We start from the raw sequence: 12,854 nt of genomic DNA on the forward strand, positions 1-12,854 counted from the left end.
AAAGGACCGCAATCATGTCCATTCGTCCCGTCAGAAGCATCACGCAGTCGAGGCCCACGATGGAAGGCGCCGGTGTGCATCTCAACCGCGCCTTCGGCTTCGGCGACCAGAAAGCGTTCGATCCGTTCCTGTTGCTGGATGATTTCCGCAACGATCGGCCGGAAGATTACCGCGCCGGTTTTCCGTGGCATCCGCATCGCGGCATCGAGACGATCACCTATGTCCTGGCCGGCACCGTCGATCACGGTGACAGCCTCGGCAACCGCGGTTTGCTCGGCGCCGGCGACGTCCAGTGGATGACCGCCGGTTCCGGCATCATGCATCAGGAGATGCCGAAGGGCGACACACAAGGCCGGATGCACGGCTTCCAGCTCTGGGCGAACCTTCCCTCGTCGCAGAAGATGACCAAGCCGCGCTATCAGGACATCAAGGCGGCGGAGATTCCCGAAGTCACCGACGATGACGGCACCCATGTGCGCATCATCACCGGCGACTTCTGGGGCAGACGAGGCCCCGTCGACGGCGGTACGGTCGATCCGCGTTACCTCGACATCTTCGTGCCGCCGGGCCAGCGCAAGACGCTCCCCGTTGAGGTGGATCGTCATGCCTTCGCCTATGTGTTCGAGGGCTCGGGTAGGTTCTCCGGCGCGTCGCAGCCGTTCGGCGTCCTGACCGAGAAGCAGGACGGCGCCGGCAACGAAATCACCGTGCGCGAGACGGCCGGCAACCGTTCGCTGGTGCTGTTCGATAGCGGCGACGAGGTCACCGTGCAGGCGGGCGAGCAGGGCATCCGCTTCCTGCTGGTGTCGGGTCGGCCGCTCAACGAGCCGGTCGCCTGGCACGGTCCGATCGTGATGAACTCGGACGACGAGTTGCGGACCGCGGTGAACGAATTGCGGGCCGGCACCTTCATCAAGGAAGGCCGGGCGTAGCAAGAAACTGTCATGACCGGCCTTGTGCCGGGCATCCACGACTTGAGATAGGAAAGACGTGGATGGCCGGGACAAGCCCGGCCATGACGCTGCTTTGGGACGGCGCGCCGCGTTACGCAAGTACGCGGGCGCCGCCTCAGACGATGAGCACGACCGCGACCATGCCCAGCACGATCAGCGCCAGTCCCACGATCAGCATCCGGACCAGGTTGGCGCCGGAATTGCCGTCCTGCGCAGCGGCGGCGAGTCGGCTGTCCCGATTGCTCATGACTCGTTTCCCTGCTCCGTACGGTGGAAGCGTTCGCCCGGCCGCAGCATCACGCGGTGAAAGCTGGCGATGCCCATTTCGAGGCTTTCGGCGATCCGCTCCGCGCGCTCGATGAAATGCGTCTGCGCCGCCGGCGGGCACAGCGCGCGCACGGTTTCCCGGAACAGCGCCAGCCAGCGGTCGAAATGCGCGGCGTCGACCGGCAGCGGCAGATGCTTGACCATCGGGCTGCCGTGGTAGCGCCCCGACATCAGCGCCACCGACGACCAGAACTGGCACATCCGCTGCAGATGCGGCTCCCAGTCCGCGATGCGCGCCTCGAACACCGGTCCGATCATCGGGTCCTGCCGCACCTTGGCGTAAAAGCCGCGCACCACGCGCTCGATCATCGGTTCGTCGATGCCGGTGCGGGCGACGATCTCCGCCACCGCGCGCGCCCGCCGCTGTTCCATCTCCGTGAAACTGTCGCTCATGCCGCTTCAGGCCCGCCGATCCACGCCATGTTAAAATAGGTATTTCTAATACCTATTTAGGCTGCTAAAATCTGATTTGTAAATACCGATTTGCGTCGCGGACGAGAGAGCAGCCATGCGCCTGACCCAGTTCACGGACTTCGGCCTGCGCGCGCTGATGCGGCTCGCCGCCGACACCCACCGGTCGTTCTCGACCGGCGACATCGCCGCCGAATTCGGCATTTCCCGCCATCACCTGACGAAAGTGATCCGCGACCTCGCCGACGCCGGCTTCGTGAAAACCCAGCGCGGCGTCGGTGGCGGCTTCCGCCTCGCGCGCGCGCCGGAGGAGATCACGCTCGGCGAGGTGGTGCGCAGCCTCGAGCAGCGTCAGGCGCTGGTCGAATGCTTCCGCGACGACGGCGGCTGTTGCGCGCTGACGCCGCGCTGCCGGCTCAAGGGCAAGCTTGCCGCCGCGCGGGAGGCGTTCCTGCGCACGCTCGACGACACCACGCTGGCCGAATGCGCCTATCCGCCGGCGCCGCCGCGGCGCGTCGCAAGCGCACGGCGGTTGTCGTTATGACGGACGATGCCGGCGCCGAGATCGATGCTGTCCTGCTTGGCGCCGCGTTCGACCTGACGCCGGAGCAGGTGATGCGCGAACTGCGGCAGGGTGCGATTACCGGCCGCGCCGAGCAGGGCATCGATGCGGACGCCGGCCGGCGGCGGCTGACCTTCTTCCGCGGCCGCAAGCGGGTGCGATTCGTGCTCGATGCCGGCGGCGCGGTCGTGCAGCAGACCACGCTCAATTTTCACGAGCCGCCGAAGCGCTGACGCGACGCCTGCCGTCATCGACGGCTTTTCCGATCTGATCCTCGAGGTGTTCGGTCCGCAGCGCGGCCAGCACGCGCGCTCCGCCATCGGCGTCGCCGAACTGCCGTTCGACATTTCGGTGGAGATCGAGGGGGAGGTGGAGATTGATTGATGCATATTGCAAGGATGCAAAAAAGCCCGGCGCGTGCCGGGCTTTTTTGCCTTTGAGCGGAGATGGGCGTCAATGCCCCGAGCCCGGCTCCACCTTGCCGTCGTAGATCTCGGGGTTCGGCGGCCCCTCGACATGCAGGATGCCGACGAGGCCGCGCTCCATCCGCGACAGCGCGTGATCGACCAGGATGTAGTTGCCCGGCACGTCGACCTTGAACTCGGTGATGACCGCGCCGCCGGCCGGCACCGTGACGGTCTGCACCCCGCGCAACGGCTCGCTCAGGACCCCGCCGAGATTGTAGACCTTGTCGAAGATCTCGCCGATGACGTGGAACGACGAGGTGAAGTTCGGTCCGCCGACGCCGAAGAAGATGCGCACCGTCTCGCCGACCTTCGCCTGCAGCGGGTGGAACTTCGACAGCGCGCCGACCGAGCCGTTGAAGACGAAGTATTCCGGCCGTTCGTTCAACAGCTTCTCGACGTTGAACTCCTGGCTGCCGCGCTGGCCGAACGCGCCTTCGGTGTAGATCTCGCCCTGCATCACGTAGAACTCGTGATCGACCTTCGGCAGGCCTTCTTCCGGCTCGACCAGGATCAGCCCGTACATGCCGTTGGCGATGTGATGCGCCACCATCGGCGTTGCGCAGTGATAGACATAGAGGCCGGGGACCAGCGCCTTGAACTTGAAGGTCTTGCTCTCGCCGGGATTGGCCTGCGTCGAGACCGCGCCGCCGCCGGGGCCGGTCGCGGCGTGGAAGTCGACCGAGTGCACCATCGCGCTGTTGTCGGCGTTCTTCAGGTGCACCTCGACGGTGTCGCCGACGCGCACGCGCAGCATCGGGCCGGGCACCTTGCCGTTGAAGGTCCAGTAGCCGAACGTGGTGCCTTCGGCGAGCCGCGCCTCCTGCTCGACGGTGACGAGATCGACCCGCACCGTCTGCGGATCGCGCTTGCCGATCGGCGGCGGCACGTCGTTCGCCTGATGCGAGATGTCGGCCTCGACCACGGTCTGCGGCGGCGGCTGCGGCGTGACGAGGAACTGGCCTTCCATGCCGGCGAGACGGTGGCCGGGCACGCTGCAGAAATAGGCGTAGTCGCCGGCCTTGCCGGCCACGAAGGCGATGTTGGTGCTGGCGCCCTTGCCGAACACGTGCGGCGAGCTGCCGGCCGGGCCCTGGTCGGCGAACACGATGTCGTGCTCGGCGCCTTCGCCGTTGATCAGCGTGACCTGCACCAGCTGGCCTTCCGCCGCCGACAGCACGGGATTGACCTGTCCGTCGATGGTGCCGCCGACGCCGATGAACACCATGCGGCCCTCGGCGATGCCGGACTTCAGCGTGTAGCGGATGCCCGGGACATAGCCCGACACGGCGGGAGCCGACGGTGCGGGGGTCGCCGGCCGTGCGGCGGTCGCGGGCGGCGGGGTGGCGGGCGCCGCCGCGGGCGGCGCGGTTGCGGGCGCAGTCCCGGCCGGGGCCGGCGCGGATTCGGCGACGAGGAAGGCGACCAGCGCCGAGCGTTCATTCTCGGTCTTGAGGCCGGGGAACGGCATCTTGTTGCCGGGCACGGTCTTCTGCGGGTCGTTGAGATAGCGGTCGAGCGTGGCGGCGTCCCAGGTGAGATGGCTGTCCCGCATCGCCTGCGAGTAGTTGTAGTTGGCGACGCTCGCCGCCTTCTTGCCGACGATGCCGGCGAGCGAGGGGCCGACGCCGTTCTTGCCGGGCTGCAGCGAGTGGCAGGCCTGGCACTTGCGGTACACGGCGGCGCCCCGGGCGGCGTCGCCGCTCGGCGCGGCCGCGGCGGTCCGCGCCGGCTGTGACGCCTGGGCCGTCTGCGCGGCGGCGGGTGCCGCCGGCGAGGTGGCCGGCTTGCCGGCCTGGGCCTGCATATGCGCGTGCGGCGAGGCCGGCGGGGCGGCCGCGGGCGCGGCGGCTTTGGGCGGCTCGGCCGCCGCCGTCTTGGCGGGCGGCTGGCTCGCCGGCGCCTTGTTGGCGGTCTGGTTCGCCGCCGCCGGCTTGCTGGCCTGAGCGGCGGGCGGCGGCGTGTTCGGCGACGGGGCCTGCGCGCTCGCGGCCGGCGCTGTCGATGCGGTCGCGGCCTGCTCGAAATGCGTGGGAACGAAGGACGCGGCGGCCAGCCCGGTGACGATGACAACCAGGCCGACAATCAGGATCAGCCATTCGCGCAGTTTTGCCACAAGCCCTGTCAGCATTCTCGTCTCCGGCACAGTTTCTTGTAATCGTTCTATTGTGATCTCAAAGCCTTGTTTTGCAAGTATCCAGGCGCGGCGCCCCGCTGTCCTTGCGCTGCGTCAAATCGCGCCAACGCGGCGTTAAAATCGAGCTTGGGAAAGAAGCGCGGATAAACGTGGACCCGCTCGGCGGGGAACGATTTCACTTGAGTTCCGGACATTTTTGTCCGATATTTGAATCGTGCCGCTCGGAAGAAGGCCGATCTGGTCATGAATAAGCGCGATCGGTTCATCGCCGAGTTGCGGGATGAGGCCCGTCGGCGAGGCCTGTCGTTCCGAGCCGAGGCATGGCGAGGCAAGGGCGGACACATGATGGTATTCGTCGGTGAGAAACTGACCACTGTGCCGTCACGCGAGATCGACCCGAAGACAGCGAGAAAAATCAGGAAGCAGTTGGGTCTGATTTAGCAAGGGAGTTCGTTTCGGAATAGGCCGAAGCGCTTATGAGGATAAAAGATGCGATCTTATGTGTATCGCGCAAAATTTGAGCGCGGCACGCGGCGCGGCGTGGTGGTTAGCTTTCCAGATGTGCCGGAGGCGATCACGCAAGGGGGCGATAGGGCTGATGCTCGCAGAATGGCCGAGGAAGCTCTCGGACTGGCACTATTGTCTTATCCCACGCGCGGTCTGCCGTTGCCGAAGTCACGTTCGAGGGGACGTAGCCTCGTGGCTATCGCGGTTGCGCCGGAAGTGGCCGCAAAGCTTGCGGTGCTTGAAGCTTTTATCGCTGCTGGCCTTTCGAAGAGCGAACTCGCACGCCGCCTGGGCAAAGACGAAAAGGAGGTACGCCGTATCCTCGATCCGAAACATCCGACCAAGCTGCCCGCCTTGACGGCTGCATTGCGCGCGCTCGGCAAGAGGTTGGTGGTGGGAGTGATGGAGGCCGAAGCAGCGTGAGGCGGATTGAACTCACGCTTCCTTCGCCATCTCCCGCAGCCTGAATTTCTGGATCTTCCCCGTCGAGGTTTTCGGCAGCTCGGTGAAGACGACATAGCGCGGGCATTTGTAGCTCGCGAGATGCTTGCGGCACCATTGCACGATGTCGTCGGCGCTCGCCTCTGCGCCCGGCTTCAGCTCGATGAAGGCGCAGGGCGTCTCGCCCCATTTGTCGTCGGGCTTGGCGACGACGGCGGCGGCCTGCACCGCCGGGTGCTTGTAGAGCGCGTCCTCGACCTCGATCGAGGAGATGTTCTCGCCGCCGGAGATGATGATGTCCTTGGAGCGGTCCTTGAGCTGGATATAGCCGTCCGGGTGGCGCACGCCGAGATCGCCGGAATGGAACCAGCCGCCGGCGAAGGCCGCCTCGGACGACGTCTTGTTCTTGAGATAGCCCTTCATCACGACGTTGCCGCGGAACATCACTTCGCCCATCGTCGCGCCGTCGCGCGGCACCGGCTGCATGGTCTGCGGGTCCAGCACGTCGAGCTCCTCGAGCGGCAGATAGCGCACGCCCTGCCGCGCCTTCTTCGCGGCCTGTTCGGCGAGCGGCAGCGCGTCCCACGCCGCCTGCCAGTCGTTCACCACCGCGGGGCCGTAGGTCTCCGTCAGCCCGTAGAGATGGGTGACGTTGAAGCCGGCCTCCTCCATCGCCGCGAGCACCGCTTCCGGCGGCGGGGCGGCGGCGGTGAAGAACTCGACGACATGCGGCAGCGGCTTCTTCTCCTCGGCCGGCGCGTTCAAGAGCGTCGCCATCACGATCGGCGCGCCGCACAGATGCGTGACCTTATGGTTGGCGATGGCGTCATACATCGCCGGCGCGCGCACCTGGCGCAGGCACACATGGGTGCCGGCGGCGACCGAGATCGACCACGGGAAGCACCAGCCGTTGCAGTGGAACATCGGCAGCGTCCACAGATACACCGGATGCTTGGTCATGCCGCAGGTGACGATGTTGCCGGTGGCCAGGAGATACGCGCCGCGGTGGTGATAGACGACGCCCTTGGGGTCGCCGGTGGTGCCGCTCGTGTAATTGAGCGAGATCGCGTCCCACTCGTCGTCCGGCATCGACCACGCGAAGTCCGCGTCGCCGCCGGCAATGAAGTCCTCGTATCCGATCTGGCCCAACCGTTCGCCGCCCCCCGCGTATTCCGGGTCGTCGTAATCGATGACGAGCGGCTTCACTTTGCACAGCGCCAGCGCCTCCTTCACCGTCTTGGAAAACTCGCGGTCGGTGATCAGCACTTTGGTCTCGGCGTGGTCGAGCGAGAAGGCGATGACCGCGGCGTCGAGTCGCGTGTTCAGCGTGTTCAGCACGGCCTTCGCCATCGGCACGCCGTAGTGGCATTCGAGCATCGCCGGCGTATTGGCGAGCATGGCCGACACCGTGTCGCCGCGCTTGATGCCGCGTTTGGCCAGCGCCGAGGCGAGGCGGCGCGCGCGGGCGTAGAACTCCGCGTAGTTGCGCCGCAGCGGGCCGTGGATGATCGCCGTGTGCTCCGGGAACACGGATGCCGCGCGCTCCAGGAACGCGAGCGGCGTCAGCGGCTGGTAGTTGGCCGGGTTGCGGTCGAGATCGGTATCGTAAGGCGTTTGCGCCTTCAGGCTTGTCATTGGTCGTTTCCCCTCTGAGGCGACGTTAGCCAAGAGAGAGGGGGCGTATCAATGACTCCTTAAAGGCCGAGCAGCCCGGCCCCGCCCTGCCACAGCAGCGCCAGCGAGATCACGCACAGCAGGATCAGTGTGATCTGGAAGAACAGTTTTTCCGGCGTGCGCCGCACCACCCAGAAGCCGAAGGCGTTGGCGGCGATCGCGAGCGGCAGCAGCGCCACCGAGGTGGCGAAGCCCGTGGCCGAGAACTGGCCGAGCGCGAGATAGGGCACGACCTTGAGCATGTTCATCGTGCCGAAAAAGAAGGCCGCGGTCGCGACATAGACCATCTTCGGCAGCCGCAGTTGCATCGCCTGTACATGGTAGGGCGGCCCGCCGGCCTGGCAGATCGTCGAGGTGAAGCCCGACACCGTTGCCCAGAACACCCCGCCGCGGAGCGGCAGCGGTTTCGGCGGCTGCGGCGCTTCCGCCGAGCGGCGCGCAAGGCCGCGCCAGTTGTAGACGCAGAAGCCGATGGTGACGATGCCGATGAACACGCGCACCGCGTCGTCGGAGATCCGTGCCGCGACCAGCCAGGCGAGGCCGATGCCGAGGATCGCGCCGGGGATCATGATGGCGAGCACGCGGCCGTTCCAGTCCTTGCGGTAGACCCACATCGCGGTCATGTCCTGGACGATCATGATCGGCAGCATGATCGCGGCGGCCTCCAGCGGCGGCATGGTGATGGCGAGCAGCAGCGTCGCCATCTGCCCGATGCCGGCGAAGCCGCCTTTCGACAGGCCGAGCGCCAGCACGCCGGGTACGGCGAGCGCGTAGAACAGCGGATCGGTGACGATCAAGTGCGCACCTTGCACGCGCGCCTCTCGTTGCGGCAGGCGGTCATGCGAAGAACATCCCCCTGATGCCCTGATAGAGCAAGGCGAGCGAGATGACGACCATCAGCGTATAGGCGATGCGGTAGAACAAGTCCTGCGGCGTGCGGCGCACCAGCCAGATGCCGAGGAAGTTGGTCGCGACCGACAAGGGCAGCAGCGCGAGCGACAGGCCCAGCCCGTCGGTGGTGAATTGCCCGAGCGCGAAGTAGGGCGCGACCTTCATCACATTGCTCGCCGCGAAGAACAGCGATTGTGTGCCGACGTAAGTCATCTTCGGCAGCCGCTGCGGCAGCATGTGCATCTGGAACGGCGGCGAGCCGGCCTGCGCCAGCACCGAGCAGAAGCCGGACACCGCGCCCCAGAACACGCCGGAGGCGGCGGAGGGTTTCGCCGGCTCCGCCGGGCCGCGCCGCAGCAGCGCGTTGGCGACGAAGGCGAGCCCGATCGCCGCGACGGTGAGGCGGATCGCGTCGTCGGAGACGATCGCCGCGATCGACCAGCCGAGGCCGATGCCGGCCGCGCCGCCGATCGTCAGCACCGCGACGTTCCAGCCGTCCCAGTCCTTGCGATAGACCCAGACCGAGATCGTGTCCTGCAGCAGCAGCAGCGGCAGGATCAGCGCGGCGGCTTCCAGCGGCGGCATCACCAGCGCGAGCAGCGGCGTCGCCGCCGAACCGACGCCGGAGAAGCCGCCCTTGGCGAGGCCCACCAGCGTGATGGCGGTGACGAGAGCGAGCCAGAAGGCGAGGTCGGTCGGCACTAGCGCATGATCCCGAAAAGTGGGCACCGGTTTTTGCTGGCGCAGCCCTTCGGGTCGGGCAAGATCATGCGCAAAAACAAGGTGGATATCCGATGGATGAGGGCGGGAAAAACGCGGATTGAACCAAAGTCGTAACGCGCGGTGGCCGCGGATCAAAGCCGAAGCCGCTTTTCCGCGCCAGCACGATTTCCGCATGCCTTGAATGCGGGCGTCCGCGGCTCCACAATCGCAGGAAACCAAAACAACGCCTCACCCTGAGGAGCGCCGCAAGGCGCGTCTCGAAGGGGGAGGCCTCATCCTTCGAGACGGCGCTGCGCGCCTCCTCAGGATGAGGAACGGAGGAACAGGAAATCATGGACGCCCGCACGAGCCGCTACCACGATGTCTATGGGCGCTGGCAGCGCGACCCGGAAGGTTTCTGGGCCGAGGCCGCCAAGGACATCGACTGGGTGAAACCGGCCGACAAGGTGTTCGACGCTAGCCAAGGCCTCTATGGCCGCTGGTTCACCGGCGCGGAATGCAACACCTGCTATAACGCGCTCGACCGCCATGTGGAGCGCGGCCGCGCCGACCAGACCGCGCTGATTTACGACTCGCCGGTCACCAACACCAAACGCACGTTCACCTACCGCGACATGCTTGACGAGGTGAAAACGCTCGCCGCCATCCTCAAGGACCACGGCGTGACGAAGGGCGACCGCGTCATCATCTACATGCCGATGATCCCGGAAGCCGTGTTCGGCATGCTGGCCTGCGCGCGGCTCGGCGCCATTCATTCCGTGGTGTTCGGCGGCTTTGCGGCCAAGGAGCTTGCGACCCGCATCGACGATGCCAAGCCCAAGCTGATCCTCACCGCGAGCTGCGGTATCGAGCCGGGCCGCGTCGTCGAATACAAACCCTTGCTGGATGCCGCGATCGATCTCGCCAAGGCGAAGCCGTCGAGCGTCATCCTGTTCCAGCGCCCGCAGGCGAACGCGCCGCTGAAGGACGGCCGCGACCACGACTGGGCCGCGCTGCGCGAGGCCGCGCTCAAGGCGAACAAGAGCGCCGCTTGCGTCACCGTCGCCGCCACCGACCCGCTCTACATTCTCTACACCTCCGGCACCACCGGCATCCCGAAAGGCGTGGTGCGCGACAATGGCGGCCACATGGTCGCGCTCTACTGGTCGATGTGGAACCTCTACGGCATCAAGCCGGGCGAGGTGTGGTGGACCGCCTCCGACATCGGCTGGGTGGTCGGCCACAGCTACATCGTCTATGCGCCGCTGATCTACGGTTGCACCTCGATCATGTACGAAGGCAAGCCGATCGGCACGCCGGACGCCGGCGCGTTCTGGCGCGTCATCGCCGAGCACAAGGCGGTGGCGCTGTTCACCGCGCCGACCGCGTTCCGCGCCATCAAGAAGGAAGATCCCGAGGGCGCGCACATCAAGAAGCATGACCTCACGAACTTCCGCACGCTGTTCCTCGCCGGCGAGCGCGCGGACCCGCCGACGGTGGCCTGGGCGGAGAAAGTGCTGTCGCGCCCGGTGATCGACCACTGGTGGCAGACCGAAACCGGCTGGTGCATCTGCGGCAATCCGGTCGGCCTCGGCACGCTGCCGGTCAAGCACGGCTCGGCCACGGTGCCGATGCCGGGCTACGCGATGGCGGTGGTGGATGAAGCCGCGAAGCCCGTCGCCGCCGGCACGGTCGGCTCGCTGGTCGTCAAGCTGCCGCTGCCGCCGGGCGCGCTGCCGACGCTGTGGCAGCAGGACGCGCGCTGCACCGAGAGCTACTTCGCGGAGTTCCCCGGCTACTACAAGACGGCGGACGCCGGCTACATCGACGACGACGGCTATGTGTGGGTGATGGGCCGCACCGACGACATCATCAACGTCGCCGGCCACCGCCTCTCGACCGGCGGCATGGAGGAGGTGCTGGCCTCGCATCCCGACGTCGCCGAATGCGCCGTGCTCGGCATCGCGGACGCGATGAAGGGCGAGGTGCCCTGCGGCTTCCTGGTGCTCAAGGCCGGCGTGACCAAATCGCCCGCCGAGATCGAGAAGGAAATCGTCGCGCTGGTGCGCGACAAGATCGGCCCGGTCGCGGCCTTCAAGCTCGCGATCACCGTTCCCCGTTTGCCGAAAACGCGCTCAGGCAAGATCCTGCGCGGCACCATCAAGAAAATGGCCGACGGCGAGCCGTGGACCATGCCGGCGACGATTGAAGACCCGAAGGTGCTGGAGGAGATTGGGGCGGCGCTGAAGGGGAAGGGTGTGGGGGGATAAGCTAGCTGGCAAAAATCGCTGCATCTGTCTCGGTACTATCGCGAGGCGATTTTTCTCTCAGCTTTGAAAGCTCGCTGATAATAAAAGTTGGCCAGTGCTGATACCAATACCAGCTTTTTACAACCATGGTTCCGAATCCGCGCGCGGGATTCTTTCCATCATGCTCTTTCCAAAATAGAGTGTGTTGATGCATTCCAAAGTCAGAAAATCCTTCTGAGCGTACTTTCTTTACAACTTGCGTCGCCGACAGTTTCGGTCTTTCAGTCTCCTCTTTTACCCAATACTCTCTTGAAATATTCTGGGCGAGTTCGGAGTTGGGATCGATGAACTCTATTACTCTGTCTGCTTGTCCCTTTCGTTTTGCAGCGACACGAACGAACAGAAGGCGATAGGCAAATCGCTGACTTTCGATCTCGGCTGTTGAAAGCCTGCTATCGAAAGCCGATATGTAAGATATGATTCCTTTTGGAATCATATCTTCTTTGTCCTTTATAATTTTCTCTTGTGATTGGTCTAACTCCGCAAATTGCAGGCTCAGTGCCAGATTGTGGTCTAGTCCAAATTTATCGCCGTGCAGTTTCTTTAGATAAAAATTAAAATTCAGAGCGCAGGCTTGATAGCGGGCTGACAGATAAGAGTCGAGCCCAGCTGCTTTCTTATGTTCGACTTGATTGCGTAGCCCAATTAGAAATTCAAGATTGTTTTTCGTGTCTATATCTAGCTTTGCGCTTTCCTTCGAAACGCACTCCTTTAGATCCCAGTATCGAATGCTACCATCTGCATTTCGAACAAATCTCTTTCGCTGTCCCTTCTTCGTGAAATATCGGTATTCGATTCGGTTGGCGCGGAAATGAGCGTGCAGCAAATATGTCCACGCTATGATCGACAAAACAATGAACGATTCCGTTTTGAAAGATATCAATGGATTGTTGTAGATTTGAACTGCAGAGAGCATCGCCTCGCGAGCTTTGAGAATTAAGTCACGTTTCTCGGAATAGAGTTTACGTGCCATTTAACGACTCTCAAGGGCAAGCTCATCTAAGAGTCTCAAAGCAAAGCTTGTGCTGCCAAATAGCCACCGATGACGGCGGCAGCTATTCCTGCGACGGTTCGGAGGCCTTCCATTAGAATAAACTTCGCTATTGCCAAGTACACGACGCTTGAAATGAACCAATAAAGTAGCCCCGCTATAATGCCCCTGTCTTTAATGAACAAGTACAGCGCGAGAAAAGTGCTGATCACGCCGAGTGCTACAAGAACTCCTCGAAGTTCGAATGTAATTCGCGACCATTGGTGGCGCGGTGTAAATTCAACCGCTGCTCCCATAGATCCCGCGAAATTTAGAACCAGTGCTGCGACTAGAAAGTCAGACATAAAAACACCAGCTATTCAATCGCACTCAAGAAAACTTACGAGAGAAAGTAAGTACGGTAGAAAGTATGTCGGAGCAGTGAGGCGCGGTAAAGAAGTCAAATTCTCCCATGCCTTGTGCCTGCAGTTGACACTTTCCCAAAT

Annotated in this window: 14 protein-coding genes; 6 read left to right on the top strand and 8 right to left on the bottom strand. The window is 64.1% G+C overall.

What is annotated here, in order from left to right; translation table 11 throughout:
• The first annotated feature begins 14 nt into the window (after window positions 1-14).
• Entirely contained in the window at window positions 15-932 is a 918-nt protein-coding gene (locus AB7F10_RS00965; RefSeq protein WP_428558183.1) for a pirin family protein, read from the top strand.
• Between the two features lie 136 nt (window positions 933-1,068).
• Here the strand turns inward: AB7F10_RS00965 and AB7F10_RS00970 are convergent, their stop codons facing one another.
• Together AB7F10_RS00970 and AB7F10_RS00975 are read right to left on the bottom strand one after the other, a co-directional pair.
• Window positions 1,069-1,200 carry a hypothetical protein gene (locus AB7F10_RS00970; protein WP_428558182.1) on the bottom strand — a complete coding sequence of 44 codons (132 nt, stop codon included), beginning with the start codon at window positions 1,198-1,200 and terminating at the stop codon, window positions 1,069-1,071.
• Window positions 1,197-1,673, bottom strand: a complete 477-nt coding sequence (locus AB7F10_RS00975) for a group III truncated hemoglobin (RefSeq protein ID WP_428558181.1) — start codon at window positions 1,671-1,673, stop codon at window positions 1,197-1,199. Before AB7F10_RS00975 ends, AB7F10_RS00970 begins: the two co-directional genes overlap by 4 nt.
• A gap of 115 nt (window positions 1,674-1,788) precedes the next feature.
• Here AB7F10_RS00975 and AB7F10_RS00980 point away from each other — a divergent pair, with 115 nt between their 5' ends.
• Complete coding sequence (locus AB7F10_RS00980; protein WP_428558180.1) at window positions 1,789-2,235, top strand: RrF2 family transcriptional regulator; 447 nt, start codon at window positions 1,789-1,791, stop codon at window positions 2,233-2,235.
• Entirely contained in the window at window positions 2,232-2,486 is a 255-nt protein-coding gene (locus AB7F10_RS00985) for a DUF6522 family protein (RefSeq protein ID WP_428558179.1), read from the top strand. The genes AB7F10_RS00980 and AB7F10_RS00985 overlap by 4 nt, the downstream gene beginning before the upstream one ends.
• A gap of 220 nt (window positions 2,487-2,706) precedes the next feature.
• Here the strand turns inward: AB7F10_RS00985 and nirK are convergent, their stop codons facing one another.
• Window positions 2,707-4,848 carry a copper-containing nitrite reductase gene (gene nirK, locus AB7F10_RS00990; protein ID WP_428558178.1) on the bottom strand — a complete coding sequence of 714 codons (2,142 nt, stop codon included), beginning with the start codon at window positions 4,846-4,848 and terminating at the stop codon, window positions 2,707-2,709.
• A 249-nt stretch (window positions 4,849-5,097) separates the two neighbouring features.
• Between nirK and AB7F10_RS00995 the strand changes: the two genes are divergently transcribed.
• Both AB7F10_RS00995 and AB7F10_RS01000 read left to right on the top strand, forming a co-directional pair.
• On the top strand, window positions 5,098-5,295 hold the full coding sequence (locus tag AB7F10_RS00995) for a hypothetical protein (RefSeq protein ID WP_428558177.1): 198 nt from the start codon (window positions 5,098-5,100) through the stop codon (window positions 5,293-5,295).
• Between the two features lie 48 nt (window positions 5,296-5,343).
• Window positions 5,344-5,784: a type II toxin-antitoxin system HicB family antitoxin gene (locus AB7F10_RS01000; protein ID WP_428558175.1), complete on the top strand. Its 441-nt coding sequence runs from the start codon at window positions 5,344-5,346 to the stop codon at window positions 5,782-5,784.
• Window positions 5,785-5,796: 12 nt separating this feature from the next.
• Here AB7F10_RS01000 and AB7F10_RS01005 read toward each other — a convergent pair whose 3' ends face one another.
• From AB7F10_RS01005 to AB7F10_RS01015, 3 genes are read right to left on the bottom strand one after another with little or no spacing between them, the layout of a single operon-like run.
• Window positions 5,797-7,437, bottom strand: a complete 1,641-nt coding sequence (locus AB7F10_RS01005) for an acyl-CoA synthetase (RefSeq protein ID WP_428558174.1) — start codon at window positions 7,435-7,437, stop codon at window positions 5,797-5,799.
• Between the two features lie 59 nt (window positions 7,438-7,496).
• Complete coding sequence (locus tag AB7F10_RS01010; protein WP_428558173.1) at window positions 7,497-8,288, bottom strand: sulfite exporter TauE/SafE family protein; 792 nt, start codon at window positions 8,286-8,288, stop codon at window positions 7,497-7,499.
• A gap of 25 nt (window positions 8,289-8,313) precedes the next feature.
• Window positions 8,314-9,096 (bottom strand): sulfite exporter TauE/SafE family protein, encoded by a 783-nt coding sequence (locus tag AB7F10_RS01015; RefSeq protein ID WP_428558172.1) that lies wholly within the window; start codon window positions 9,094-9,096, stop codon window positions 8,314-8,316.
• A gap of 326 nt (window positions 9,097-9,422) precedes the next feature.
• On the opposite strand from AB7F10_RS01015, the gene AB7F10_RS01020 reads away from it, so the two are divergent.
• Complete coding sequence (locus tag AB7F10_RS01020) at window positions 9,423-11,339, top strand: propionyl-CoA synthetase (protein WP_428558170.1); 1,917 nt, start codon at window positions 9,423-9,425, stop codon at window positions 11,337-11,339.
• Window position 11,340: 1 nt separating this feature from the next.
• Here the strand turns inward: AB7F10_RS01020 and AB7F10_RS01025 are convergent, their stop codons facing one another.
• On the bottom strand, window positions 11,341-12,351 hold the full coding sequence (locus AB7F10_RS01025) for a DUF3644 domain-containing protein (RefSeq protein ID WP_428558169.1): 1,011 nt from the start codon (window positions 12,349-12,351) through the stop codon (window positions 11,341-11,343).
• 35 nt (window positions 12,352-12,386) lie between these two features.
• Window positions 12,387-12,713, bottom strand: coding sequence for a hypothetical protein (locus AB7F10_RS01030; RefSeq protein WP_428558168.1), 327 nt, complete (start codon window positions 12,711-12,713; stop codon window positions 12,387-12,389).
• Window positions 12,714-12,854 lie beyond the last annotated feature (141 nt).

It is taken from the genome of Pseudolabrys sp. (genome assembly GCF_050250095.1).
Classification (GTDB): domain Bacteria; phylum Pseudomonadota; class Alphaproteobacteria; order Rhizobiales; family Xanthobacteraceae; genus Pseudolabrys.

What these genes read in the sequence shown, in the direction of transcription:
- AB7F10_RS00970 (WP_428558182.1), bottom strand. Translation starts at nt 1,200, where the DNA reads ATGAGCAATCGGGACAGCCGACTCGCCGCCGCTGCGCAGGACGGCAAT.
- AB7F10_RS01000 (WP_428558175.1), top strand. Translation starts at nt 5,344, where the DNA reads ATGCGATCTTATGTGTATCGCGCAAAATTTGAGCGCGGCACGCGGCGC.
- AB7F10_RS00975 (WP_428558181.1), bottom strand. Translation starts at nt 1,673, where the DNA reads ATGAGCGACAGTTTCACGGAGATGGAACAGCGGCGGGCGCGCGCGGTG.
- nirK (WP_428558178.1), bottom strand. Translation starts at nt 4,848, where the DNA reads ATGCTGACAGGGCTTGTGGCAAAACTGCGCGAATGGCTGATCCTGATT.
- AB7F10_RS00985 (WP_428558179.1), top strand. Translation starts at nt 2,232, where the DNA reads ATGACGGACGATGCCGGCGCCGAGATCGATGCTGTCCTGCTTGGCGCC.
- AB7F10_RS01005 (WP_428558174.1), bottom strand. Translation starts at nt 7,437, where the DNA reads ATGACAAGCCTGAAGGCGCAAACGCCTTACGATACCGATCTCGACCGC.
- AB7F10_RS01030 (WP_428558168.1), bottom strand. Translation starts at nt 12,713, where the DNA reads ATGTCTGACTTTCTAGTCGCAGCACTGGTTCTAAATTTCGCGGGATCT.
- AB7F10_RS00965 (WP_428558183.1), top strand. Translation starts at nt 15, where the DNA reads ATGTCCATTCGTCCCGTCAGAAGCATCACGCAGTCGAGGCCCACGATG.
- AB7F10_RS01025 (WP_428558169.1), bottom strand. Translation starts at nt 12,351, where the DNA reads ATGGCACGTAAACTCTATTCCGAGAAACGTGACTTAATTCTCAAAGCT.
- AB7F10_RS01020 (WP_428558170.1), top strand. Translation starts at nt 9,423, where the DNA reads ATGGACGCCCGCACGAGCCGCTACCACGATGTCTATGGGCGCTGGCAG.
- AB7F10_RS00995 (WP_428558177.1), top strand. Translation starts at nt 5,098, where the DNA reads ATGAATAAGCGCGATCGGTTCATCGCCGAGTTGCGGGATGAGGCCCGT.
- AB7F10_RS00980 (WP_428558180.1), top strand. Translation starts at nt 1,789, where the DNA reads ATGCGCCTGACCCAGTTCACGGACTTCGGCCTGCGCGCGCTGATGCGG.